Here is a 25,391-nt window from a genome sequence, read left to right as displayed (position 1 = left end):
TGGTTTCAAGAAACGCCTTTTTTTTGCCTTTTTTTCAGTGCTATTACTTATTTTCCAAACGATTGTAATCTAATAAACCAAACTCAATACCTTGATCATTGTTTAGTTGCTGATGCAGTTTGTCGGAAAACGTCCAAAAGTCTGTATTGGTACGTCTGATCGCATAACGACTTTTCAAATTAAAGTAATCATCTTTTGTTTTCATATTTTCTATAGCAACAATAAATTCAGCCACTTCTTGCTGACTAATATTAAAAAACGCTTTTGGGTAAGTCCCTATGGCGCCTCTGGCTACGGTGATCGTATCTTCTGCTTGTAGCCGACGTTTTTTCTCTGCAAACAAATGAGCTACATTACTATGAGCAGAATTTCTCAACAGGGTAAATACCTGACTTGTGTTGCTATCATTTACGACAACAAAACTGACTTCTGGTAGTAAAGAAACACTTTCACCGGTTAAATTTTCCAAGCGTTTGAATTTATAGTCATTAATTGACGACGTTAATTGATGACTATTATTGTGTGTTGTTGCGGTATGCTCCTTGAGCAGTTGGTATAACTCTGCTTGGGGTTGGTCAGTTTGGTATTCAATCCCCGAATCGGGCAGATCAGCAAAGTTAGCTAAAAAATTATAGTCATTAACATCTGAGCTTGTCTCGCGATACCATAAGTCGTGGGTCTCTTTTCGAACTTTCTGGGGCAATAACATTAAAAAAGCTGATTCACCCTCCATACGTAAAAAGTCCATATATAAACGGGTTTTTAATTGATGACCAACATCGCCATAAACATCAAATCCAGCAACTAATAAGTAGTGGATGCGCTCAAGTAGTGGATAACCAATCACCCAAGCAGATTTGGGGGGCTTGCCAACAAAACCTTTAACCACTGAAGCACTGTCAAAATGCCGGAAAATAGTCAGTGCAGCGTTAGGATTATTTTCACCACTCCAAATTAAATCAAGGTCAATATTGCCAGCTCGCAAATCAAGGCTGTCAATAAAGGCTTTTTTTGCTGCGACATATTCTTTTTGTCGACTGGCATATTCGCGCCAATCTAGAATCGATAATACGCTGCTGCTGGTTGCGGCTGGAAACTGTAAGAGTTTGCTGTGTTCAACTAAAAATTTGTTTATGCCAAACATATCAATATTCTCTGGGTTCTCAAAGGCCACCCAGAATTGGTCTTCAATAACATTCAGGGCAATTTGACCTCGGCAAACGGGTCCTTTAATGAAATTCATAATTGAAAATTGCGCTTCATCAAGCAAAAAGCGATAACGAGATTCAAGAGGCAGTGCCTGAAAGGTAATAAAAGGGTTTGATGCGTATTTTAGTTTATAGCCAGGGAGTTCCTCTACCGTGTAATCGGGGCTAAAAAACAACGCTTTATAGCGAGTAAGTTTCGCTAAATCAAAACGGTAAGGCATATGACGTTTTGCTAAAACTGTTGCTTGTTTTTTCTGTAAACGGTAATAAACGCGCTCAACGTTAGGGTCTTCAAACGGGCGACGAGTGGTAATAATTTGCACCGCTTGTGTGGGTGGTGTTTTTGAACGAACGATATTAAAAAAGCTTTGCTGGCTAGCGTCAAAATATAAATTGGCTAAATATAAGTGTTCGTATAGGTATCGGCCAACGAGCTGTTCTTTTTTAGAGTCGCCATTTAAAAAAGTCTCCCATTTTTCAACCATAACAAGCTCAGTCGCATTTGGTGCAGTAGCCGCAGGCATTTTTGCACCTTCAGCTAACCATAGCGTTAATTGTTGGTATTCATCATCAGGTAAATTAGGTAAAGCGTAAGGCATGCCACCTAAAGGGTTATTTTCTTGATAATGTTTGAATTCATCTATGGTGGGGCATTCTTGCTGGCGGTTTAGACTAACATCAAAGGCTTTTGATAAAATCACCTCGTCAGGTAATGGATTATTACGCTTTAGCTGTAGCATTTGATACATCAAGCTGCTGGCTAAGTTGGCTTGTGGTGATTGCTGGCGTTCATTTAAAACAGGATAAAACTCTTCACTACGCCATTGGTCAATTGTTTTAGGATTACCTTGGATATTAGTTACCGGGATCGCTTGTAAACGGGCTCCATCATAAACAACAGTTTTATTGGCGCCTCGTTCAATACCGGCAATAGATTCCATTTTTAATTGGCAAGGTGCATCGTAACAGCCATGACAAACAATACAGCGATTTTCTAAAATTGGTCGCACTTGATTATGAAACAGCTCGCTTTGTTGTGGCGTTATAGTCGTAACATTGCTGCGATGAATTGGGTTTGAAAAGCCGTAACGGTCATCAAGCTCAACATAAGTGATCGTTGCACAACCTGAAATAAAGATGAAAAGTAGTAATAATTTAAAAAAACGCATTAAAATCCTAAAGCATAAAACGTGCAGACAATCGCTGCTTAAGCTAACAATTTTAATATAAATAGCCGATAAGGTTAAGTGCTTTTTTATTAGGGCATCTTTATCTATTAACAAAGCACGATGAATAAAGCGCTATTTGTAGCCGTTTTATTTATGAGGAGGTGAACCCTATCTATGGTTTATGTCGGTAATAATAAGCAGATAATTACTGGGTTTGGGATAAAACTGCCTATTTATCTATATCGCTTTTTTTAGATGATAATAATGACAAGTTATTGATAGAATCTATAACGATTACTGAGACTCAAGGCTAATGCTGTGTCTTATAAAGATAAACCAAAGGGGTGGATTATATGTATTTAGGTCAGTGTTTGTGTGGCACGATAAACCTTAAAATTAGTGGGGCAATAAGTGATATTATTCACTGCCATTGTTCATTATGTCGAAAGAATAGCGGGTCGGCTTTTGCTACCAATGGTTTTATTAATACCGCTGATTTTGAGATCACTTCAGGTGAAGCTTTTTTAACAACCTTTGCCTTCAAGCCAGGTAGAAATCGTCACTTTTGTTCAAAATGTGGTTCGCCTGTTTTTAGTTCAAATGAGCAAGACCCAACAAGGCTGAGACTTCGTTTAGGTATAGTTGATTCTGATATTATAGAAAGACCCAGCTCGCATAATTTTGTCACTTCAAAAGCAAACTGGGAAGACTTAAAGGTAAACCTGCCAGAATATGATAGCTTTGAGCCTAACCGGCAATAGAATTAACGCATTATTGACAACTAAATTAGGGGGCGAATACATCTTGTATGTCGACGCTTTCTCTTTGAAAAACACTCTTGAGTACTAGTTTTGCTGACATGCTTTCCACTTCATTGACAGGGTTATTAATTGTCGTTAGTTTTGGCTACAAATAGAAGGTGAAAATAACATTGTCAAAGCCGATGATTGATAAATCTTCAGTGAGTATACTGTCATAAAATGCCATCATTATTGTTATGCCAGTCAAGTAGGTCTTGCTGGGTGTCTATATCTTTTTCAGCGTGGGCAATACTGACAGTTTCTAGCTTATCCTTATTGTTATATAAAATAGCTTTAGCACCTTTATCACCTTTTAACTGAGCTAATTCAGTAAAATAAGTGCAAGGAAATATAGCGGGGGGCATTAACTCTTCTCCTGCTTTTGCACAAACTAATTTGTCTGGTAAAGCCAAAGACTGTTTTATCAATAGGCTATAATCATCGGCATTCAAGGCAACTTGGTCAGCCAGAGTTATCATTATATGGCTAATACACTTATGGTCATTGAGTAGATTATTCACTGACTGCGCAATAGTATGTCCTAAGCCTAAATGAGCGGCTTCGCAATAATCTAAGAGGCCGGGGTCGTCTAATAATTCGCTTATTTGTTGATGATAACGCCCTGTGGCGACACGAATATTTTTGTTACTGATATTCAGTGTCTTAAGTGCCAAAGAAAGTTGTTGTAAAGCATGTTCGAGTAAAGTGATTGATGTTTCTTGTCGTTGTACTTTTGCGAGTACCTTAATGCCGTTAAAACGTTCACTTTTACCTGCCGCCAGTAGCACTATTTTCAAGTTATAATCAGGGTGTTTCATGGTGTTATTGTTCGATGGCGGCGACTAAAGTACATGGCTAATTGACTGAGCACTTTTGTTAAATAGGCTGGCATGGCATTCGGCAAGTATCGACAAGGCTATACTCTCAGGCAAAGTTCCACCGATTTCAAGACCCGCAGGGCCGGCGAATGTAAACGATAAGGATTGCTCGACAACTTCAGCCTGAGTAATAACTTGCTGCTTTCTATTGTTTGGACCAAGCAAAGCTAAGTATTGAATATTGGTGTTAGCTAAAGCTTTTAGAGCTTGTGCGTCAATCGAGACGTTATGGCTCATTAATATGGCGGCGTTAACATCTTTTTCTGCAGCAAAGGTGGTCAGTACTTCGGCTTCGCCTTTTATAATATGGCTAACATTTGAAAAATATTCTTTTCGAGCATTGGCGGGACGTGGATCCCACAACGATACTTTCCAACCTAGCTGTTCAGCCATATTGACCAGTGGACGCGCGTCAATACCTCCGCCAACAACTAGCAGGTGAGGCTCGGGTACAATCGGCGTTGCTAACCAGTTTGTTTTGTCATCGTTATTTAAGGGGGAGGAAATTAATGTCGCTGTTGCCGCTATATTCGTGACTTTTGCCGCTTCAAAATAAGCTTGCGCATCATTGCCTTGCTTGACAATACTTTGATAAAGGTAGCCAGAAATACGATGCTTAAGTGCATCGTAGACTTGCGCCAATGATAAATAGTCATTAGCGTTATTGACTTGCTGTAACATTATATAAATCGTGCCGCCACAACCAATACCCAGATGAAAAGACATATCATCTTCGTCTGTTCCATCATAGCAAACCAACATTGACTTGTTCGTTTGCATAACTTTTCTGGCATTAACACCGATATCTGACTCTAAACAGCCACCACTAAGCATACCTAATTGATCACCTTGGCTACTAAATAACATCATAGCTCCGGGTTTTCGGTAACACGGGCCTTCGGTCTGGTAAATAGTAGCAAGTACCCAATCAGCGTTATCTCGATGCGGGTACCATTGCGCTAATAAGTGCGATAAATGATTGCTCATAGGAAAAAGTCCTTGCTGAGCAATACGTGTTGTTGCTCGAAATTGCTACAACAATATAAAAAAATTAACAATAAAACGTTCATTTAATCCTTACACTGACATCGGTTTAAAAGGTAAATCTCTATAGCGCTTACCTGAAGCGGCAAAGACAGCATTGCTTAATGCGGGTGCAAAAGGAGCAACACCGGGTTCGCCTAATCCTGTTGGGCTTTCATCTGAATCAGGAATATGAACCCTAACATTTGGCATATCGGTAATACGCATCACGGGGTAATCATGAAAATTTGAATTAACCACAGCACCTTCTCTAAAGGTTATCTCAGTGCTTAATGCTAATGACATGCCCATAACAACGGCACCTTCCATTTGCGCGGTTGCGCCATCAAGGTTAAGTACTTGGCCACAATCTATCGCACAGTCTACATTTAATACTTTAATATCATCACCGTTGACTTCAACATGTACTGCCATGGCAACAAAACTTTGAAAACTATAATGCACCGCTAAACCAATAGCTTGTCCTTTTGGTAGTGATTTACGGTTCTCCCAGCCTGATTTCTCAGCAGCAATGGCGAGAATATCTTTAGCTCGTTTGACGTTTGCTTGCTGTTCTTTATTATTATTGTTATCAAAAATTTGATTAACAAAAGACAAAGGATCTTTATTTGCTTTGTACGCTAATTCGTCGGCAAAGGTACTAAAAGCAAAGCCATAGAAAATAGCATAAACTGCCCGGTACCAACCAATACGCGTATGAGCTTTGGCATCACCTGATTCGATACGACAATTCTCAATACCAAATAAATGATTAGTAATATCTTCTAAACTATTCGCCGGTGTTCTAACCAACGAAGGGTCAAATAAGGTTGATATTGACGGAAAGGCGGCGCGATGTAACCAACCCGTTACGTTTCCTTGGTCGTCCATAGATGCTTCAATATGTTGGGCATTTATCGAGTGATAATAGCCCGTACGCATATCTTCTTCGCGGGTCCACGTCAGCTGAATTGGCACGCCAGTCTTTTCTGAAATAACAGCGGCTTCATGAACGTAGTCACACTTAAATTTACGACCAAAAGCACCACCGGCCATTGCTACATGCACCACGATATCTTTTGGCTCGCGTGTTAAGTATTGCCCTAATACTTTTTGAATATCGGCAGGGCTTTGTGTTGACGCCCATACTTCACAGGAGTCTTTTTGTACCCATACGACACTCGCATTAGGCTCCATCGGTGCATGTGAAAGATGTCCTCCGGTATAAGTGGCTGACATCTTATGTTTTGCTGCGCCAAACGCTTTTTCAATATCACCACGTTCAGCAGCTAACGTTGCTGGTTTTTCAACATTTTTAACCAGTTGCTGTTTATATTCTTTGGTGTCGTAAATAGCATTTTCGCCTAAATCCCAAGTTATTTTTAACTTTTTCACCGCTTGTTGTGCCGTCCAGCTATTGTCAGCTACTACGGCAACACCGCCAATAGAACCAAACGGGATATTAAAACGTGGAATTTCGATAACGTCAATAACACCTTTCATTTTTAAAGCCTCGGTTTTCTCAAGGCTTTTCAAGGCGCCACCTAAAACAGGGCAATGGATCATGGCCGCATATTTTAAGCCGGGTAGTTTAGTGTCGACACCATAAATACGTTTACCGACCACCACTGCTGCCTGATCATGACGAGGTAATTCTTTACCTATGTAATTAAAGTCACTTTTCTTTTTAAGCACAGGTTTTTCAGGTATTGGCATATTGGCGGCAATACTTGCTAATTCACCATAAGCGAGTTTTTGTTGATTGGTTTTATTAATAACAAAATGTGCTTGGGCAAAGCAGTTTTCAGGAGAGGTTTTCCACACTTTTGCCGCTGCGGCAATTAACATTGCTTTTGCTGTCGCCCCAGCTTCACGCATAGGCTGGTACATTACGCGGATACTCGCTGAGCCACCTGTTGCTTGCGGACCATATTTTTCGTCGGCGTCACCTTGTTTTACCGTAACACGCTGCCAATCAGCTTCCATTTCATCAGCGACAGCAGAAGGCAGGGCTGTACTAATTCCTTGGCCCATTTCGCAGCGGCCACAATAGATAATAGTATCGCCATTTTCAGCCAGGTGAATAAAAGCGTTAAGTTCACCACCACTGTCTTTGATAATGCCCTTTTCTGCTAAGGCATTCATCGGTAAAGCAACACTTATCACTAAACCACCGGTGGCTAAACCGGCTGTTTTTAAAAAATTACGACGGCTTACGTTTGAAATGGTCATACTAAACCTCCTTACTTAACGTGTCAGCAGCTTCAACGATGGCTTTTTTAATGCGTTGGTAGGTACCGCAACGACAAATGTTACCTTGCATTGCCGTATCAATTTCAGCATCAGTGGGGGAAGCATTAACCGCTAACAAGCTCGCCGCATTCATAATTTGTCCGGCCTGACAATATCCACATTGGGGAACATTATTATTTAACCAAGCTTTTTGTAACGGATGGTCACCCTTTTCGGATAGTCCTTCAATGGTGGTGATTTTTTTATCAACCAAGGTACTTACGGGAGTAATACATGAACGTATGGCTTGGCCATCAACGTGAACGGTACAAGCACCACACAAACCACTACCACAGCCGAATTTGGTGCCAGTGAACTCCAAGTTGTCTCGAAGAAACCATAAAAGTGGCATATCACCATCTACCGTAATTTCATGGGCTTTTCCGTTGATTATCATCGACTGTTTCATAAGTACTATCCTATTTTTGTGTGATCCTAGATTAGCCTGATATGGCCTATTACACAAAAGTAAAATCGGTAAACAATCAAATATCTACGACCAAAGACCGATTGTGTTGTTATCAGTGCTAAAAGTAAGGTTTTCACATAATTATTACCTATAATTTATCGAAAACCTGTCTATAGTTAATGCAATATTGAAACAAAACAAAACAAAACAAAACTCTAGGGCTCACATGTATTGCAAGAAAAAATTCATACTGTTGTTATTTATTATTTTTAACCTACTGACGTTTACTTCCTCACAAGCGCAGACCCTTCGTAATGACGAACCGATAAAAATTGTCTTAAACGATTGGACAAGTCAGTTGGTTTTATCTCATATTGCAGGCGAATTATTTGAGGGCATGGGCTACTCTGTTATTTTTTCAAAAAAAACCACAGGTGCTCAATGGGGGGCACTGCAACGTGGTTTAGCGCATGTACAAATGGAAGTGTGGCAAGGCACCATGGAGAAAATGTATACCCGCATGATAGATGAAGGTGGCATTATCGATGCAGGTTCTCATGATGCGACAACGCGTGAAGAATGGTGGTTCCCTGATTATGTGCTAGACCTCTGTCCGGGTTTACCCTCTTGGCGGGCGCTAAATAGTTGTGCGCACTTATTTGAAACTAAAGAAACCTCACCGAGGGGACGCTACCTTGGAGGACCTTGGGAGAAACCCGATGGGGCGAAAATAAGAGCACTAGACCTTAATTTTAAAGTAGTTACTGCTAACAATAGTGATGAGCTTTGGGAAGTACTCGATAAAGCGATACGCAATAAGCAACCCATAGTGTTATTTAATTGGACACCTAATTGGATTGAAGCAAAATATAAAGGTCAATTTGTTGAGTTTCCACGTTACCATCCTGACTGTGAAACAAAACCTGAATGGGGCGAAAATAAGAATTTTTTGCACGATTGCGGAAATCCTACCGATGGTTGGTTAAAAAAAGTCGCTTGGCATGAAATGCCAATAAAATGGCCGTGCGCATTTGAAACACTCACTAAAATTAACTTTAGCAACGCAATGTTAGCTAAGTTGGCGTACGAAGTAGATGTAAACAAATCGACCTATCAACAAGCGGCAACACAATGGCTGGCAGACAATCAACAGCTTTGGCAGTCTTGGATTTCACCGTCGTGCCAAATAACAAATAAAAAAACAGGTTAACTCGAGTGAAAAAAAATAAAATTTCAATTAATAATTCCATTGGTTTTACTCTACTGCGTGGTGTTTTTTCTATTTATATTATTGTCGCGATTCTTGTCACTTTGACGCATATGACAATAGAATATTTTAATGTAAAACAAATGATTAAAAATGATCTCGCGCTTTATCAATCGACTTACGAAAAGCCTTTATCTGATGCTCTGTGGGATCTTGACGAAGACCGCATAAATACCATAATCGATGGCGTTATTAAACTGCCTTCGATAACATCGGTGCAAATATTTGATACAAATAATAATATTATTGCTCAACGAAAAAGTGATGTTCATCTTGCCGCTAACGAAATCATTGCGGTTGATTTTTTAATCGATCATTATTTTGATATTGAATATCGTCGTGAAGATGAAAATTCATTGGTGGGTGTTGGTGTATTCTATTCAGATAGAGATGTCATACTGAGTAAGTTAAGTACCGGCTTTACGCTAATAATTATTAACTCAATTATTAAAACACTGGCGCTTTGGGGGATATTTCTTTGGTTAGTAAGACCCATGTTAATTAAACCCATTGAAGAATTTAGCCATGCCGTAGAAAAATTAAATGTTGATGATTTAGATGACTTTAAGTTAAAAATAGACTCTCCTAAACGAAATGAATTACATGTACTTGCCGATAGTTTTAATCATATGGCTTTACGCCTTAACGGTTCCCTTCAAGAGATCAAAGCAAGTGCCTTTGCACTTAATCATGCAAATAATTATCTGGAACAATTACTGTTAAGTGCCCAAGAAATGATGCAGGTAAATGACAAAGAAGCGTTATTTAAGCAGTATGTACAGTTCTTACATAAAGGTGTCGACACCTTGCAATCTAGTCAGTTAACAATTACTTATTTGAATCGGATCACTAAAAGTGCCAATGAATTTACTCATGTAAATTATCAATTAAGCGCTGAAGTGGTAAAAGGCCATTCATTACTTCATTTTATTAAATGTAGTGAAGATACCACTGATCAACTGCCTGTAAAATATCAAGCGTTAGCAGCAAAGGCCTTTATGGTGAAAAATGAGATGTCGTCTGAGCTTGTTGTCCCCTTTATGTCAAAAAACCAAGTATTGGGTGTTATCACTCTAGGCTTATTAAAAGAAACTCCACTATCTTTGGCTGATCACTCATATATAGAAACCTTGACTCAACTTTTGGTGCTAATTTTTACTCAGCTTGATAATCAACAATATTTGGAGTTTCAAGTAAAAAAACGTACCTTGGAACTTGAACGTTCATATCAAGAAATTGAACAAAAAGCGTCAGAATTAGAAAGGGTAAGTAATTATAAATCACAGTTTCTAGCAAACATGAGTCACGAAATACGTACTCCAATGAACGGTATCTTTGGCTCGCTGCAGATTTTACAAAACTCTGTCGATAATGAAGAGTCGCATGAAATTATTTTAACCGGATTGTCATCTTGTAAAAGCTTGTTAACCATTTTGAATGATATTTTGGATTTTTCTAAAATTGAGGCCGGCAAAATAGAATTTGAGGCCAATTCTTTTGATTTAAAGGAACTGCTCAACAATCTTTATAATGAATTTAAACCCATAGCGGTCGAAAATTCAATCACATTAGCATTGAATTATGATGATCATTTTCATCAATATTGGCTAGGTGATGTAACGAGAGTAAAACAGGTCTTGATTAATATTATCTCTAATGCACTTAAGTTTACTCATCATGGCAGTGTAAATATTAATATTAGTGGCTCACAAGAAGTCGTTATTAAGGTGATCGACACAGGCATAGGCATGTCTGAATATGCATTGAACAGTATTTTTGACCGTTTTGAACAAGCAGATAAGTCGACGACCAGAAAATATGGTGGCACAGGTTTAGGTGTTAATATCGCTTTGAATTTAGCTAAAATGATGGGGGGTAATATAGAGGTGCAAAGCAAGCTAGGTGAAGGGAGTTGCTTCGTTATTTCTTTACCTTTGACTCGAACGAATAAACAGAAAATATTGAAAGAAAAAGCACTTTTGGCGACACCGCAATTAAATAACATCACTATTCTACTTGCTGAGGATACGGCCATTAATCGCACCATATTTAATAAGTTAATGGCGCCAACCAGTGCCAATATATTAATGGCGAAAAATGGCGCTGAATGTATTGAACTGTTTAAAACTCATCATCCTAAGGTTATCTTTATGGATATTCAAATGCCGGTAATGGATGGCGTTGAAGCCTGTAAAATTATTAGAGCAAGCTCTAATATTCCAATTGTTGCGATAACGGCAAATGTTATGAGTGAAGATGTTGAGTTATATAAAGAGATAGGCTTTGACCGCGTGCTAAGCAAACCTGTACAACTACAAGAGCTTTACGAGGCTTGTACTAAATACATTGTATGATGGGCATATTCCGACTTTAAGCTATGCTGATCTGGCGCTATAATCCTTTGATTACCTTGCGATAAGATAGTAAATTTAAAATTTTGGAAAAATTTGATTTCTGCCAGCATTTTTCGCTTGGTAAAGCTGCTTATCGGCACAATTTATCATTTCATCAATGGTTTGGTTGTCTTTGAATTGCTCAATGCCCATACTCATCCTGACATTAATATCATGGCCTTCATAATGAACGATATGGTGTTGGAGTTTTTCTTGGATTTTTTCTGCTAAAACATGGGCACTTTCAGCTTGGGTTTGCGGTAAAATAAATAAAAACTCTTCTCCACCCCAACGAGCAATACAATCTTGCTCCCTCATACCATTGGTAAATATTTTTGCTAACTCAATTAATACTGCATCACCCGCATTATGACCGTACTTATCATTAATTTTTTTAAAGTGGTCAATGTCACATAAAATAATAGATAAAGATTCTTTACTTCGAATGACACGTGCTTGTTCTCGTTTTAAAAGAGTAAGCGCAGCACGGCGATTAGATAATTGGGTTAGGGGATCTAAATGCGCCAAGCGTTGATATTTTTCACTTAATTTTAAGGTGTGCTGATAAGATTGATCTCTTGAATATTCATATAGAGCAGAAAGAAAAGTCACGGTTAAAAAAGAGTATAACAAGCGTAATTTAAATTCAGTACTGTAGGCAGCATGAGAAATAATTTCCGCTGGTATACTCATGATCCCGATAGATATTATTACAAAGAACATCAGATCTATCAGGCCACGTTTTAGGCCATGAACAAATACTGAAACAGGAGCAACAATAAACACCCATAATGGACCTGTATTCTCAACGCCACCAGTATATATAAGATAAAACATTAATATATATAAAGAATATAGAATAATTGCGGAGCTTAATTTAACATTGTTAAATTTTTTGTAGGCGTAATAACCGATGAAATAAATAAAGCTGGCGATGAATAACGATATCGCTAAAACAAAATTTTTGTTAAAAAGACCAACAATCCCCATAACAGCCGTTATCGACATACCCACTAATGCAAATAATGAAATGACATGAGGTTGATGAAATTTTTCGTTATCAAAGTGGTTCATTTTAGCTTGTTCTCACAAAATCCTTTTTTAGCGAAGGTGTTATTTCGCTGTTTATTTGTTCACTATAACAGTTTGTATAATGGTTTTAAATATTTACTAATCTCTTAATAACAACAGGTTATTCGATGTTTAATACTTTTTTTAATGGCGCTAAGTAAGGTTCAAAGTGACGCCATTGCTCGGTAGCACTTTTGTAAATTGGCTGACGGACTTGCTCAGAGCTTGGGGTTTTAATGGTGCGTTTGGTTTTATGAAAATCAACACACGATTGTTCAAAGCTTAAGCCACAAAAATCAAGTATTCTTCTGACCTGCTTTTCTAAGTCATCAACAACATCTTCGTGATTAACCGTTAAAACAAATCCTGGCAGTACTTGCTGCCAATGAGCCATTAATTTCAGATAAGCCTGGTAGTAACGACCAATGTCTTCAAGGCGGTAACTAAAATCTTGTCCTTCGGCAAATAATTGCTTAAAACCACTAAAGCAACAAGCCATTGGTTGGCGTCTTGCGTCAATAATTTTCGCGTTTGGCAGTATTAATTTAATCAAACCTATGTGTAAAAAGTTGTTAGGCATTTTATCAATAAAAAGTGGTGCCTGTTCACGATAGACACGTGTTTCATCAATAAACTGTTGACCGAAGCGTTTAAAATATGTCGGATTAATTTCAGCTAAATTTTTGGGGTATTGGCTTTCTTTATGACTTTCCTGATCATTTTTATTATTCTCGCGCCCACGTAACCTCGACGCTAAGCCTAAAATATTGTGCAGTTCCATAGTCCCATCAACTTGGCTGTGTGAAGCCAGTATTTGTTCAAGCAGGGTTGAACCTGCACGGGGCAAACCAACAATAAAAATAGGATCAGGTGAGTTAAGGCCTAAATTGCGACGAACTTCAAATAACTCGCGAGTACAGTATTTTATTTGTTCAGCGACTTGTTGTTCTATTTTATTAATGTCAAAGCCATTGCTAGCATGCTGTAATTCATTACCTTGCTGATAAGCTTCAAAGGCTTGCTGATAGTCTTCTCTGTCTTCAAAGGCTTTACCGGTAGCAAAATGTAATTGCACTTTGTCGGTTATCGCCAAATTCTCATCCGTGCGCTGGTGTTGCATTTTGGTGATTTCTTCATCACTAAAGCGGTAGGTTTTCGTATTGGCTAAACTCCAAAATGCATCACCGTAGCTGGGGTTTAATTGATAAGCTTTTTGGTAAGCAGCAACCGCTTTTTTGATATCGCCTTGAGCTTTTAGCGCATGACCAAGTTGTAAATAGAAACCGGGGATCTTGTTATCTTGTCTGATGGCTTGCTCAAACAAAGTAATAGCTTGTTCTATTTTACCTAAGCCGGTCAATGTATTGGCTTTGGCTATCTTATAGCTAAGATTGTCTGGTTGTGTCAGTAGTAATATTTCAACCTGCTGCTCTGCGGCTTTATATTTTCCTAAACGGATAAGAAGGTTTAGATATTGAGAGCGTGCATGAATATGATCAGGGGCTAATTCAAGGGCGCTAGCCAGTAAAAATTCAGCATCGTCATAAACTTTTAGCTCCATACCTATTTCAGCAAGTAGACACATGCCATCGACATGACGTTTGTTATTCTGTAAAAAATGTCGACAAATTTGCTCAGCCTTTAATAATTTCCCTTCATACATTAATTCGGTAACCGCCAGTAAAGCCGGTGGTAGTTTTTTCAATTTTTCAAGATGATTAGCAGCCTTTTGCACGTGTTCTTGTTGGCCGTCTTGTCGATAAAGTTGAATCAGCTCATGCCAACTACCCACTAAACTTGGATTAAGTTGCACGGCTTTTTCAAAGGATAATTTAGCTTGCTTAACCTTGTTTAAGGCCAAGTGCGTATAACCTTGTTCTTGATTTGCTCGGCTGTGCAGGGCATCAAGTTTAAGTAACGCGCTAATACTGGTGAGTGCTTGGGTAAATTCTTTGCTATAGCGCTGGGCGATAGCCATTAAATACCATAATTCAATGTGGTCTTGCTGTTCGGTAACTTGTTGTTGCAGTGCTTTACTTTGTGAAATCGCTTCGTTAAATTTTGCCGTTTGAATTAAGGTTTGAATCGACTTTAAGTGTGTTTCAATCGGGGGGACAGTTTTGTTGTTCAACGATTTTGCTCCAAGGCAGGTTAACAAGTGGTCTTGCTCTGATGAGATACTCTATCAATAAAAAGCCGCTTGATACAAAGTTCAAGCGGCTTTATTTAGTTTTTAGTTAAAAGTTAATTAACATTAACGCTTAATAAAAATCATACGAGAATCTAAAACCTACAGTACGAGGTCTGTTAGAAACAACTTTTGGCGTATATTGTTGTGTATCTACGTATAGAATGGCACTTTTATCAGTTAAGTTATCGATAAAAACTTCTGCTTTCCATTCGTCGTTAGTCACACCAAAGCTTAAGTTGGCCAAAACGTAACTATCTTGGATGTAACGACCACCGGCAAAGGTTTCTCCGTTACTACTTTGATAGTTAACACCTTTATAAACATCAGCTTCTTTTTGAATACTTAAACCTGAACCTGTGCCATAAACTAAATTAGTCGCATCTTCGACCATGTAAGCATCCATCGCCATACCCGCAAGTCTTTCGCCGGTATAACTAATTGAACCGTTAATATAACCGGTTAAATCGCCAGAGATATTATAGTAATATTCTGCTTGTAGGTTGCCTGAAAATTTAGCTGAATAAGGTAATCTACTACCAACACTTGGTGCAATGCCGTCAAGTACATCATTAACTGATGTTAATTCAGTATCAATTAAGCTGAACGCGCCCGAGATAACTAAGTTGTCAGTCACTACCCAACTAAAATCACCATCAATACCTTTGATCTCTGCATCACCTACGTTATCAGTAAATACTAAGAAACTGATATTGGTTGGGTCATAGCGTGAGGTCTGTAGATCAGATATTTTTGAATAATATGCTGTGGCATTAAAGCGTAATGATTGGTCAAACAAGGTTGATTTAAAACCAACTTCAATGTTGTCTAAGCTATCGGTAGTTGAGTATACAGGTATACGGAAACCTTCAAAAGCGCCTTCCTGGTTTGCAGCAGCACCACCACCTACACGGTTAGTAACCGGCGGTCTAAAACCTTCTGAATATGAGGCAAAGACCATCACATCGTCCGTTACTTTCCAATCAACAGAGGCTTTGATAATCGTATCATCTACGGTTAATTTACCACTATTGTCAAGTAAACTTGTTTCTAACTGACCGCTGGCAATAGCCTCTTTAATGGCAGTTGCTTCTTCTTCACCAAAAAATTCGTTTAAGGCAGTGTCACTTCCGTCACCAAAGGCACGTAAACGACCACTTACATCAGCGGTTGTTGTCGACCCTTTATAAATGTCATCAATTTGATACCAACGTGCACCAAAACTTGCAGTAACTGTGTCGGTTATGTCATAAGCTAGCTGACCAAATACGGCCACTTGATCTATCGTGTGGGTAACATCATTAACAAAACTGACTTCAGCAGGGAAAGGCCCACCATTACTGTTAATACCTTCACTACCAACAAGTGTTCTTTGTAAATCAGGAAAAAGTTCAGTATTGGCTATTTTAAATTGACCCACTGATGATACTTCTTGCGTGTCATAAAAAACACCAGCCGTAACACGCCAGTTTTTATCAGCAGGCGTATTGAAACGTAGCTCATGAGTCATACGAGAAGTACTTGTCTCTTCTTTGTAATACTTAGTTGGGTCAAGACACTCTTGCGCTTCAGGTGCACTTGCATAGTTACAAACATAATAAGCCGAGAATTGACCACCATTGGTATAACCGGTGTAATCAATCGTTGAATTAATATCTCTGTCTAAGTAACCACCGGTATAGACAATATCAAGTTGCTCAAGGCGACCTTCTAATGTCCAGGTGGTTAAACCAAAATCATCATTGTTATTTTCTGGTACAAAACGGTTTGTTGATGTTTGACCTTCAAGATTTGGATCATAAGAAAACACACCTTCAGTATCGAGAGACTGTTGAGTGTGTTGAACTAAAAGGTTCCATTCGTCATTGATCAAGTATGAGGCACCAAAACGTGCACCAGCATAATTGGCAGTGTTAAAGTCGTCTTCTACTAAAGCATCGTTTTGTGGTGCGGTAGTTGGAGTGTTTTCTGGATCAGCTAATTTAGCAAAATTAGCTGAAATTCTATCAATAACTACGGCACTACCGTTGTAACCACCTTGACCAGGGACATTGCGAATATTATCTATCCAACCGCCTTGGTGATCATTGTAAGTAGCAACACGAACAGCAAGTGAATCCGTTAAAGACATATTGAAATAAGCTTCAACAGAATTACTTAAATCACCACCTTTCGTGGTACTTGTGCTGGTATCAAAACCGGCAGAAAAACCATCATGGTTTGGTTTTTTGGTAATCAAGCGAACTGTGCCCGATTGCGAGCTAGCACCAAAAAGTGTGCCTTGTGGCCCAGGTAAAACTTCTATACGTTCAACATCAGTCGCGTAAACATCTAAGTTACGTCCTTGCATAGAAACGGGTTGTTCGTCTAAGTAAAAAGCAACTGACGGTTGCAATGCCTGTACTGACGAAACAGATATGTTTGTTTGTGCGGTAGCTGCGCCACGGATATATATTTCATTCTGTCCAGGGCCCGTGCCCTGAAAAACAACATTAGGTAAAAATTCTACATATTCGTCAAAATTTGACACCCCAAGTTTTTCTAAACTAGCACCCGTTAAGGCGGTAACGGTAACAGGAACATCTTGAATAGATTCAGTGCGTTTAGTTGCAGTAACTTCAATAACTTCTATCGTTGCTTTTTGTTGCTTTGTGACTTCCTCAGCAGAGAGAGCGCTCGATGCAGCTAGTGCTGTAAGCACAGCATAATGCAACTTAGTGAATTTCATATTAAGTATCCCTTGGTATTTGATTATGTTTTGAGTTGATATTATTAGAGTTCTAACTATATTTATTCACGCATAGCTTAACAAAAAATAGGACTTATAGATAATTTTTACAAATCTTTATATATTAGTTGGTGTATTTGTGTTTCTAATAGGGCATTTGTTCGTCTTTAAATTTTCTTGTGTTGTATACAGAATTGTTTACAGCATGGCTTAAGTCGATATAATATCAATACTAATTAAAATCAGGGGAAGAATTTGCCTACAACCGTTAAGAGTCAATTAAACAAGAAGGTATTTGGCAGTGCCTCCGCTATTATTATTGCCTTGTTAGTTTTTACCGCTGCACTACCTCAACAGGCGCAAAGTTTATTCACACTTATTCAAACGAGTATTATTGAAAATGGTAGTTGGTTCTATGTACTGACAGTCGCATTCATCTTCTTTTTTGTTATCTTTTTAGGCGTTTCTCGTTATGGCGATATTCGCTTAGGTCCAGATCATTCAACACCTGATTACACCTTAGTCTCTTGGTTGTCGATGCTCTTTGCTGCTGGAATGGGCATTGGCTTAATGTTTTTTGGTGTCGCAGAACCCTTAATGCACTATTTGTCACCACCAACAGCAGAAACAGGTACGGTTGAAGCCGTGCAAGAAGCAATGAAAATGACATTTTTTCATTGGGGACTTCATGCCTGGGCTATCTATGCGATTGTTGCCTTAGTATTAGCCTATTTTAGTTATCGTCATAATTTACCATTAACGTTACGCTCTGCGCTATATCCTTTGATTGGGGACAGAATATATAAATGGCCAGGACATTTGGTCGACATTTTTGCTGTGGTGAGTACGGTCTTTGGTGTCGCTACTTCGCTGGGCTTAGGTGCCTCACAAGTTAATGCGGGTTTTGGTTATTTGTTCGGTATTGAAGTCTCAGTCACTAATCAAATAATTATTATGTTTGGTATCACGTCACTTGCGGTTATATCTGTGGCCACAGGGCTAGATAAGGGCATTAAAATACTCTCTGAAACCAACATGGTTTTAGCGGTAATCTTGTTATTTTTGATTTTTGTACTCGGTCCAACAGTCTTTTTATTACAAGCCTATTTACAAAATATTGGTGATTATTTAGCCGATATTGTTCATAACACCTTTAATTTATTCGCTTACAAAAAGACTGACTGGATAGGTGGCTGGACAATATTCTATTGGGGTTGGTGGTTGGCGTGGGCACCTTTTGTGGGTTTGTTTATTGCCAGAATTTCACGTGGCCGTACTATCAGAGAATTCATTATCGGCGTTATGTTAATACCCACGGTATTCACTTTATTTTGGATGACTATTTTTGGTAATAGTGCGATTGATTTGGTTTATAATCAAGGCATTGTCGAATTAGGTGAGATGGTCAGTAAAGACTCATCCGTTGCCTTATTTGTCTTTCTTGAAAACTTCCCATTATCTTCGGTGTTGTCATTCTTTAGTGTCTTAATGATTGTGATATTTTTTGTCACCTCCTGTGATTCAGGCGCTATGGTCGTTGATATGCTTTGCTCGCATGGCAAAAATGATACGCCGCTATGGCAACGTGTTTATTGGGCGGTAGGTATTGGTATCGTTGCAGCAATATTATTATTGGCTGGTGGTCTTAATGCCCTCCAAACCATGACTATTGCCAGTGCTCTACCTTTTACTATCGTATTATTGCTCGCCATTGCAGGCTTGATTAAATCGTTAAGGGTTGAAGCTTTTAAGCAGGATAGTCAGCTAATCACAGCAATACCATACTCAGGTAATGAAAATAGTGATAGTTGGCAAATGCGCTTAAAGAATGTTGTCGATTTCCCCAACAAAGCTAATGTCAGTAAGTTTGTTACGCAGACAGTCGTTCCAGCATTTGATTCCGTCGCTAAAGAGCTACAAGCCAATCAAATCAATGTTGAAATCTCACATGACGATGGGTTGACGTTAATTGTTGATCATGGAGAAGCACAAGAGTTTGTTTATCGGGTGTTAGCTCGTAAGTACTCTCAACCTGACTATGTTATTGAAGCCAATGAAGCGGAAGATGAGCAAAGTTATTATCGTGCTGAAGTTCACTTGGGCGAAGGTGGGCAAGACTATGACATTATGGGCTGGTCGAAAACGGCAGTGATCAATAATATTATTGATCAATACCACAAGCATTTGCATTTCTTACATTTGTTACGCTAATAGAGAACAGCTCGGGTTAAACCGAGCTGTATTTACTTATTAGATGCGTCAGCCTTACTACTGCTACTGGCGCTCATCGCATCAAGCTCTAATAACGGAGCCGCATCTATTTCATTTGCATCCATCATTCCAGCTAATCGTTCCATAGATGAAAGCAACTGTGATTGCTCCCATTGCGCTAAATTCGAAAATTTATCAATAAAATGCTCTTGCAAAGCTTGGGGAGCATTGAGTAAAAGTGCTTTACCATCCTCGGTTAAATATAAGCTCACTCTACGTTTATCTTGGGTACTACGTATTCTTGAAACTAGGCCTTTATTCTCTAGCCTATCCAAAATATTGGTCACAGTAGCTGCACTTAAATTAACATTTTTGGCTACTTGGCTTGAATTTATACCAGAAACTTTATCTATTTCTAGCATAATTAATAATTGTGGACTGGTTAAACCCGAAGTTTTATTAAGGTGTTTTGAATGTAAATCAATTGCCCTGATGACTTTCCTTAAGGCAATTAATAATTGTTGATGTTTTTCCATTACAGTGTGCTTCTTACTTTAATTACTATTAGTTTAATCAAAAAAATCAGCAACACCTAGATAAATTACCTAAATAGGCGTTATTAGATGGTTTTAAAGAGAAATTTATAAAGTCCTATAACTAAACGGACTTGAAGCCACGGTAAGCGAAAATCGTATCACTGATGGCTTTATTTAATATTTTAGAGGTGTGTTTATACAAATGGGGTGGCTAAAGGGAGTTTAATTGACGATAAACGAAAATGGAACCACTGATGGATGTGTGTTCTCTTTGAGATAAACTTATAATGTTACAGCAACACCAGAAGTATGTGACATAAGGTAGCTCATTGTTCCTGTTATGTGCTCCATATCTAATTCTGTATCACTTTTATCACCACGTTATCGACAAAATTTAACCATGCGACTAGATGGCAGTGACTTTTACTGCTTATTTCGTGATAATGCTAGTGAGTTATTACGCTTCGAAAACATGACATTAAAACATCGCCAGGCTCATAAAATGCGCTCTATGGGTTACTATGATTATGTGGTTTCAGGTGATATGCAGGCATTATCAAAACTAAACGCGCGATATCCGTACCAATCTTTAGTTTCGATAAACTTAATTAACGTTATAAAGATTATAAATAAAAAGCAGAAATGACACCCGAAAGTGTCATTTAAAAACCTATTTTATTAATAACTAACGCTTTATTAGCCCTAAATCTTAAATTACTAACAATCGTGTATCAAGAAGGCTAGTCTGTCTTAAAATAGTGTGTTATTTCCTTATCTATTCAGCGTTATCCAAAACCTTGACATTAAAAGATTTTACTCCTTTATAGCCAAGAAACATTGACACTAACCATATAATGAAAGCTAAAGGTGAGGCGATAATGGTTACTGCAAGTACTATAACTAGGATGAGATTAATAACTCCCCACATTACATTTCCTGCATACATTTGACCTGCCCCTGGAATAAAAAAACCTAAAACTAATGCGACAATAGGGTTTTTCATGGTGTTCTGTAGTCTTGCTTGCTGAATTACGTCACTCATTTATCTTTCCTTGTGAGTTTTAAAGTACGTTAATAAATATTTATTTAATAACTTTTCAATTACTTAACTTATAATTTATACCAAATAAATATAGACAAAACATTTGCAGTGGTCAAGTAATATTAGGTTACATGTTTAATGAATATAGGTAATTGTGTGACTGAGCTATAAACAGCTAACAGGTTATGGTCTGGCTATTTATTGATAGTTGCAACTACATACCTACTAATCGCCCCCAAACTTCAATCTGTCTATTACGCTGAGGTCCACTTTGTACTCCACTGGGATAATAAACACTATTGATGGCATCAAATGCACTTTGAAAATTCTAATTCTTATCGATTAACAAATTACTCCTCTCTATCGTTAATCAAGATTAAATATTACTACAAAGTGTTAGATAATTGACTGACTTATTCAGAGCAAAAGGAATATGCAGCTGCTCTTTTTACGCTTTTTCTCCTAGTCAATAATTGTACTTTACAAGGCAAAGTTAATCAGTTCTGGTCGATGTTGAGAATATGAGCTAGAAGTTTGATAATGGTGTAAGTAATTAGACGTAATGGTTTCAAATATTTACAGAATATACACAGGAGCACTCATCAGAAAGTGCTAATTATAGTAGATGATTACCCATAGGCTTTGAATCTAAAGGGTAAGAATGGGGTGGCTAAAGGGACTTGAACCCACGGTAAGCGAAAATGGAATCACTGATGGATGTGTTCTATTTGAGATAAACTTATAAAGAGTGGGGTGGCTAAAGGGACTTGAACCTTCGACAACTGGAATCACAATCAAGTTGTCGGTATAAGATTTACTTAGTTTAACGTGATTTATTGCCGTTACATACTCACAGATCGATACCAGAGCATTATTTTTCACTCAATAATTCAACGGTAAATGCATTAATCTTTCGCTTCGCCAGACTCTAATAATTTGAATGCTTATTTCATTTAATACATACACAATACGAAAAGGCGGGTGAATTAATTCTCTAATTGATGACATGCAAAATTCAGGAACTTTTCTGCCAATTTTTGGATTGTCGGGTAATTGTTCTATATGGCTTATTATGTCTAAAATAAAATTATTACCAACATCTTGAACATGCTGCTCATCATAATATGTCTTGATATCTTCTAGATCACAAATAGCAGATTCTGCAAATTCAATTTTCACAACTACAAACCTAACCTTGCTTTTACATCACTGATATCCGATTTATTTCCTTCTTTAATATCAAGCATGCCTTTGGCAACAGCTTTTATGAAAGCAAGCTCTTCGATACTTTTTTCATAGTCGTCTAAGCCTTGAACTACAGCAATACCTCGTCCACGGCTAGTGACTAGTATTGGTCTATGAGAATCTTTAGCATGATTAACTATCTTACCTGGATTAATTTTAAGATCCGATAAGGGCACGACATCTTCTGAGAATTTTGGTTGCATTCGAATATCCCAATAACTATGTTTATTAACACCAGTTTATAGCACCTGTTAATATTTATCCATGTAAGCTTGGTAATAAAAGCTGTAAAAAAATTATTTAGAACGGAACGCCCAACGGGGTCATGCCCTTATCGTTAAATTTAAAATAATTATGGTAGTTATGAATTTTGACTCTCCTTATTTGGAGCAAATAACCCTTTTATAAACAGGGGCTAGCTAAAGCAAATACACCATCAAAACTCAGTGGACATTACGCCATTAAATTTAAAGTGTAATGACTTACTTACCTAAAACACACTTCACTGACAGACGAATTAAATATTTGGCTGTCAGTATGAACTACAAAAAACTAAGGGAAATAATTAATGAGTAACAACTTTTCAGATAGCGCTATGAAAGGGGCAACGACTGGTGCATTGATAGGCGCACGATTGGGCCCACAAGGCATAGTAATTGGTGCAGCCATCGGTGGTATTGTTGGTTTTATCTTGGATGATTAATTAAATAAAAAATGCAGGTTAACTTTATTTGTTAGCCAATTCTTTTAAATGGGCATGTTGGGCGTTTGGACGTTATGTTTTATAAAAATTTTAATTCTCCTTTTTTTTACATTCGTAACGATCACTTATGCCACACTGATGACATTAGCGTCCAATTAATAGAATGGAACTTACATTAGTTTTTGTATCATACCAACGCCCATTTAAAGAGCTGATAATTGTTTGCTAAAATGTGTAGCTCAACGAAACCGAGCAAACTGTACAATCCCGCTTGAAGTGCTTATGTGTTAAGTGATATATGACTCGATTATCTTTATTATCTCATTATTCTCTTGCTTAATAGCTATATCAATAGGGGTTTTCCCCCAATCATTTACGCTATTTTGTTGCGCACCTAATTCAAGTAACCATTCAACTATATCGGCTCTTTTATTTTTTACAGCAACATGAAGTGGATATTGTTCACAGGCATCAAATTGGTTTATTAATAATTCGACTTCGCTGTCAGGCTTACCTGATAACGAATTTGAAATATCTAATTTTGAAGCACCATCTTCTATCATCATCACTAAATCTTCTACATCATCAATATCTTTCCAACACGCCTTTTCTAACTGTACAGGTTCTTCAACTGAGACGCTGTTAACAATATGAATATCATCTTTTAATGATTGCACTCTGAACTTTATATATTCTGAAATTTGTTTTTCACTATTTCCATTAGCTGCTTCTATGGCTTTTAGCCATAGAGCGGAGTTACGAATACCATCAGCCATTTCAGATGCGACTAAAGCATATAAATGTTCCTCATGCTTTCTGTTTATTACAGCTTTAGATTTTAATTTGTAAAATAAACTCATAACTTCCTTTAATCATACCAACGCCACGTAAGAGGCTAAATACAGTTTGTTAAAATTGGCGAGGTAAGAGCCTAAACAAATTCTCTATTGCAACCTTAGTATCTTGTTATACGCTATTATCAGACTTTAATCGTTCAAAAGTAGAGTTGATAAGTTTCATCATATGGGGATCTCCGCCTCTGTCAGGATGATAGACCATTGAAAGTTTTTTGTAATTTTTCTTAATAGCATCAAAACTAGAAAGTTCAGATACGCCAAAAATTGCATGATCAGAAAAATCAGAGAACCCTAAGAAATCAGCTTTCACCTCACCTTTAAGTCTAATGTTCTCAGTTTGAAGGTGTAAGATATTCATATCCCTCTCTTTTATCTGATGTTTCAACTCTGAAACTCTTTGATTTGCTAGTCTAATAGTTGAATTTGCTTTATCTAGAGAATCGTTACCATTAACTTGCTGGTTAATTTCGACATTCTCAGGTTTAAGCGTTAGTCCTAACTTACCTGAGCGTACCTTCATAACAATTAATATATCTTCCCTATTAATTTCAACCGTTATCTTTTTTGTTAAGATACGTTCATTTGCTCTGGAAATTAGCTCAAGTAAATCATCTTTATTATTTGTAGTAATACCATCATATTTTAATAAAAGATCACCTGTTAAAATGCCTGATACATCGGCATTTTGACCTTTCTCAATCGTTATAACTCTAAGCATGTAGTGCCTTTATCAGGTTAATATTCGTAAGCAGGTTAAGTATTCTATCGGCAAAGCACAACCGCCCCATTAAGAGGCTTTTAATTATTGGTTAAAATGTGAGGTGAAGCGGAACCTAACCAACTGTTAAAAGTCCTGCTTGAATGACTTGTAGGCTTTTATTCTGATTTGTTAGCTATTTTTTGCAAGTTTTCATGAATTTTGAATAAAACAATCAGTAGCTCACACCAAATTCTTGAACCAATAGCGCCCCCAACAATTATACCTAAACCAGCTAAAACACCGCCGCCATATTGAGTGAACATTGTTCCTAAACCTGAAACTAAAGAGCCTAAAAGCATAAGCCAGTAAACAAAAGTAATGATTTTAGGGGTTAACATTGAGTCGAAAAAAAACACATCTTTCATGGGTAAATCCTTTTTATTATTATAAATAACTCCGATATAAATATACGCTAGGCTAGCGGAGTTGTTAAAAACCTAACGCCACATTAAGCGACTAAGTGATAGTTGGCTAAAATGTGTAGCGAAACTAGCCAACTGCTATGTCTCGTTTAATTGACTTGATATGTTGCGTAATGGAAAACACTGAAATGGTCAAAAGTGTTAAAGCTGATAGTGTGGAGTGAGTAAAATTAAAACCTTATCGCCACT

General features: G+C 37.7%; 21 protein-coding genes. 6 read left to right on the top strand and 15 right to left on the bottom strand.

The window, feature by feature from the left end; all coding sequences use genetic code 11:
* Nucleotides 1-43: 43 nt before the first annotated feature.
* Nucleotides 44-2,377: a fatty acid cis/trans isomerase gene (locus A3Q34_RS09835; protein WP_070375199.1), complete on the bottom strand. Its 2,334-nt coding sequence runs from the start codon at nucleotides 2,375-2,377 to the stop codon at nucleotides 44-46.
* 353 nt (nucleotides 2,378-2,730) lie between these two features.
* Between A3Q34_RS09835 and A3Q34_RS09830 the strand changes: the two genes are divergently transcribed.
* Entirely contained in the window at nucleotides 2,731-3,138 is a 408-nt protein-coding gene (locus tag A3Q34_RS09830) for a GFA family protein (RefSeq protein WP_070375198.1), read from the top strand.
* 212 nt (nucleotides 3,139-3,350) lie between these two features.
* On the opposite strand, the gene A3Q34_RS09825 is transcribed toward A3Q34_RS09830, so the two are convergent.
* The 4 genes from A3Q34_RS09825 to A3Q34_RS09810 form a co-directional block, all read right to left on the bottom strand.
* A complete protein-coding gene (locus A3Q34_RS09825) occupies nucleotides 3,351-3,995 on the bottom strand; it encodes a nucleotidyltransferase family protein (protein ID WP_070375197.1) in 645 nt (214 codons plus the stop codon).
* Between the two features lie 24 nt (nucleotides 3,996-4,019).
* The gene (locus A3Q34_RS09820; RefSeq protein WP_070375196.1) at nucleotides 4,020-5,042 is read right to left on the bottom strand and encodes an XdhC family protein; all 1,023 of its coding nucleotides are present in this window, start codon (nucleotides 5,040-5,042) and stop codon (nucleotides 4,020-4,022) included.
* Nucleotides 5,043-5,132: 90 nt separating this feature from the next.
* Entirely contained in the window at nucleotides 5,133-7,310 is a 2,178-nt protein-coding gene (locus A3Q34_RS09815) for a xanthine dehydrogenase family protein molybdopterin-binding subunit (RefSeq protein ID WP_070375195.1), read from the bottom strand.
* 1 nt (nucleotide 7,311) lies between these two features.
* Complete coding sequence (locus A3Q34_RS09810; RefSeq protein WP_070375194.1) at nucleotides 7,312-7,779, bottom strand: (2Fe-2S)-binding protein; 468 nt, start codon at nucleotides 7,777-7,779, stop codon at nucleotides 7,312-7,314.
* A gap of 226 nt (nucleotides 7,780-8,005) precedes the next feature.
* Here A3Q34_RS09810 and A3Q34_RS09805 point away from each other — a divergent pair, with 226 nt between their 5' ends.
* Together A3Q34_RS09805 and A3Q34_RS09800 are read left to right on the top strand one after the other, a co-directional pair.
* Nucleotides 8,006-8,989: an ABC transporter substrate-binding protein gene (locus A3Q34_RS09805; protein WP_070375193.1), complete on the top strand. Its 984-nt coding sequence runs from the start codon at nucleotides 8,006-8,008 to the stop codon at nucleotides 8,987-8,989.
* Between the two features lie 5 nt (nucleotides 8,990-8,994).
* Complete coding sequence (locus A3Q34_RS09800; protein WP_070375192.1) at nucleotides 8,995-11,400, top strand: ATP-binding protein; 2,406 nt, start codon at nucleotides 8,995-8,997, stop codon at nucleotides 11,398-11,400.
* A 75-nt stretch (nucleotides 11,401-11,475) separates the two neighbouring features.
* Here A3Q34_RS09800 and A3Q34_RS09795 read toward each other — a convergent pair whose 3' ends face one another.
* From A3Q34_RS09795 to A3Q34_RS09785, 3 genes are all read right to left on the bottom strand, one after another.
* On the bottom strand, nucleotides 11,476-12,513 hold the full coding sequence (locus A3Q34_RS09795; protein WP_070375191.1) for a GGDEF domain-containing protein: 1,038 nt from the start codon (nucleotides 12,511-12,513) through the stop codon (nucleotides 11,476-11,478).
* Between the two features lie 118 nt (nucleotides 12,514-12,631).
* Nucleotides 12,632-14,641: a tetratricopeptide repeat-containing sulfotransferase family protein gene (locus tag A3Q34_RS09790; RefSeq protein ID WP_070375190.1), complete on the bottom strand. Its 2,010-nt coding sequence runs from the start codon at nucleotides 14,639-14,641 to the stop codon at nucleotides 12,632-12,634.
* 130 nt (nucleotides 14,642-14,771) lie between these two features.
* Nucleotides 14,772-17,426: a TonB-dependent receptor gene (locus A3Q34_RS09785; protein WP_070375189.1), complete on the bottom strand. Its 2,655-nt coding sequence runs from the start codon at nucleotides 17,424-17,426 to the stop codon at nucleotides 14,772-14,774.
* A gap of 255 nt (nucleotides 17,427-17,681) precedes the next feature.
* Between A3Q34_RS09785 and A3Q34_RS09780 the strand changes: the two genes are divergently transcribed.
* Nucleotides 17,682-19,637 (top strand): BCCT family transporter, encoded by a 1,956-nt coding sequence (locus A3Q34_RS09780; protein WP_070375188.1) that lies wholly within the window; start codon nucleotides 17,682-17,684, stop codon nucleotides 19,635-19,637.
* Nucleotides 19,638-19,669: 32 nt separating this feature from the next.
* Here A3Q34_RS09780 and A3Q34_RS09775 read toward each other — a convergent pair whose 3' ends face one another.
* Nucleotides 19,670-20,173, bottom strand: coding sequence for a MarR family winged helix-turn-helix transcriptional regulator (locus tag A3Q34_RS09775; protein ID WP_070375187.1), 504 nt, complete (start codon nucleotides 20,171-20,173; stop codon nucleotides 19,670-19,672).
* 340 nt (nucleotides 20,174-20,513) lie between these two features.
* Here A3Q34_RS09775 and A3Q34_RS09770 point away from each other — a divergent pair, with 340 nt between their 5' ends.
* A complete protein-coding gene (locus tag A3Q34_RS09770; protein ID WP_070375186.1) occupies nucleotides 20,514-20,819 on the top strand; it encodes a hypothetical protein in 306 nt (101 codons plus the stop codon).
* Nucleotides 20,820-20,948: 129 nt separating this feature from the next.
* On the opposite strand, the gene A3Q34_RS09765 is transcribed toward A3Q34_RS09770, so the two are convergent.
* From A3Q34_RS09765 to A3Q34_RS09755, 3 genes are all read right to left on the bottom strand, one after another.
* Nucleotides 20,949-21,215, bottom strand: a complete 267-nt coding sequence (locus tag A3Q34_RS09765; RefSeq protein WP_070375185.1) for a hypothetical protein — start codon at nucleotides 21,213-21,215, stop codon at nucleotides 20,949-20,951.
* 882 nt (nucleotides 21,216-22,097) lie between these two features.
* Complete coding sequence (locus A3Q34_RS09760; protein WP_070375184.1) at nucleotides 22,098-22,394, bottom strand: type II toxin-antitoxin system RelE/ParE family toxin; 297 nt, start codon at nucleotides 22,392-22,394, stop codon at nucleotides 22,098-22,100.
* A gap of 2 nt (nucleotides 22,395-22,396) precedes the next feature.
* Nucleotides 22,397-22,663 carry a type II toxin-antitoxin system Phd/YefM family antitoxin gene (locus tag A3Q34_RS09755; RefSeq protein ID WP_070375183.1) on the bottom strand — a complete coding sequence of 89 codons (267 nt, stop codon included), beginning with the start codon at nucleotides 22,661-22,663 and terminating at the stop codon, nucleotides 22,397-22,399.
* A 365-nt stretch (nucleotides 22,664-23,028) separates the two neighbouring features.
* Here A3Q34_RS09755 and A3Q34_RS20505 point away from each other — a divergent pair, with 365 nt between their 5' ends.
* Nucleotides 23,029-23,163, top strand: coding sequence for a YMGG-like glycine zipper-containing protein (locus A3Q34_RS20505; protein ID WP_157470936.1), 135 nt, complete (start codon nucleotides 23,029-23,031; stop codon nucleotides 23,161-23,163).
* A 287-nt stretch (nucleotides 23,164-23,450) separates the two neighbouring features.
* Here A3Q34_RS20505 and A3Q34_RS09750 read toward each other — a convergent pair whose 3' ends face one another.
* The 3 genes from A3Q34_RS09750 to A3Q34_RS09740 all read right to left on the bottom strand — a co-directional run bounded on the left by A3Q34_RS09750 (nucleotide 23,451) and on the right by A3Q34_RS09740 (nucleotide 25,145).
* A complete protein-coding gene (locus A3Q34_RS09750; RefSeq protein ID WP_070375182.1) occupies nucleotides 23,451-24,023 on the bottom strand; it encodes an ankyrin repeat domain-containing protein in 573 nt (190 codons plus the stop codon).
* A 106-nt stretch (nucleotides 24,024-24,129) separates the two neighbouring features.
* Nucleotides 24,130-24,738 carry a DnaJ domain-containing protein gene (locus tag A3Q34_RS09745; protein WP_070375181.1) on the bottom strand — a complete coding sequence of 203 codons (609 nt, stop codon included), beginning with the start codon at nucleotides 24,736-24,738 and terminating at the stop codon, nucleotides 24,130-24,132.
* 158 nt (nucleotides 24,739-24,896) lie between these two features.
* The gene (locus A3Q34_RS09740) at nucleotides 24,897-25,145 is read right to left on the bottom strand and encodes a DUF4282 domain-containing protein (protein WP_070375180.1); all 249 of its coding nucleotides are present in this window, start codon (nucleotides 25,143-25,145) and stop codon (nucleotides 24,897-24,899) included.
* Nucleotides 25,146-25,391 lie beyond the last annotated feature (246 nt).

It is taken from the genome of Colwellia sp. PAMC 20917, from assembly GCF_001767295.1.
Classification (GTDB): Bacteria; Pseudomonadota; Gammaproteobacteria; order Enterobacterales; family Alteromonadaceae; genus Colwellia_A.
Note: the sequence above shows the minus strand (reverse complement) of the source record. Positions and strands in the feature narration are given on the sequence as shown.

Coding starts and splice junctions, on each gene's coding strand:
- A3Q34_RS09835 (WP_070375199.1), bottom strand. CDS start 2,377: ATGCGTTTTTTTAAATTATTACTACTTTTCATCTTTATTTCAGGTTGT.
- A3Q34_RS09830 (WP_070375198.1), top strand. CDS start 2,731: ATGTATTTAGGTCAGTGTTTGTGTGGCACGATAAACCTTAAAATTAGT.
- A3Q34_RS09825 (WP_070375197.1), bottom strand. CDS start 3,995: ATGAAACACCCTGATTATAACTTGAAAATAGTGCTACTGGCGGCAGGT.
- A3Q34_RS09820 (WP_070375196.1), bottom strand. CDS start 5,042: ATGAGCAATCATTTATCGCACTTATTAGCGCAATGGTACCCGCATCGA.
- A3Q34_RS09815 (WP_070375195.1), bottom strand. CDS start 7,310: ATGACCATTTCAAACGTAAGCCGTCGTAATTTTTTAAAAACAGCCGGT.
- A3Q34_RS09810 (WP_070375194.1), bottom strand. CDS start 7,779: ATGAAACAGTCGATGATAATCAACGGAAAAGCCCATGAAATTACGGTA.
- A3Q34_RS09805 (WP_070375193.1), top strand. CDS start 8,006: ATGTATTGCAAGAAAAAATTCATACTGTTGTTATTTATTATTTTTAAC.
- A3Q34_RS09795 (WP_070375191.1), bottom strand. CDS start 12,513: ATGAACCACTTTGATAACGAAAAATTTCATCAACCTCATGTCATTTCA.
- A3Q34_RS09785 (WP_070375189.1), bottom strand. CDS start 17,426: ATGAAATTCACTAAGTTGCATTATGCTGTGCTTACAGCACTAGCTGCA.
- A3Q34_RS09775 (WP_070375187.1), bottom strand. CDS start 20,173: ATGGAAAAACATCAACAATTATTAATTGCCTTAAGGAAAGTCATCAGG.
- A3Q34_RS09770 (WP_070375186.1), top strand. CDS start 20,514: ATGTGCTCCATATCTAATTCTGTATCACTTTTATCACCACGTTATCGA.
- A3Q34_RS09765 (WP_070375185.1), bottom strand. CDS start 21,215: ATGAGTGACGTAATTCAGCAAGCAAGACTACAGAACACCATGAAAAAC.
- A3Q34_RS09755 (WP_070375183.1), bottom strand. CDS start 22,663: ATGCAACCAAAATTCTCAGAAGATGTCGTGCCCTTATCGGATCTTAAA.
- A3Q34_RS20505 (WP_157470936.1), top strand. CDS start 23,029: ATGAGTAACAACTTTTCAGATAGCGCTATGAAAGGGGCAACGACTGGT.
- A3Q34_RS09750 (WP_070375182.1), bottom strand. CDS start 24,023: ATGAGTTTATTTTACAAATTAAAATCTAAAGCTGTAATAAACAGAAAG.
- A3Q34_RS09745 (WP_070375181.1), bottom strand. CDS start 24,738: ATGCTTAGAGTTATAACGATTGAGAAAGGTCAAAATGCCGATGTATCA.
- A3Q34_RS09740 (WP_070375180.1), bottom strand. CDS start 25,145: ATGAAAGATGTGTTTTTTTTCGACTCAATGTTAACCCCTAAAATCATT.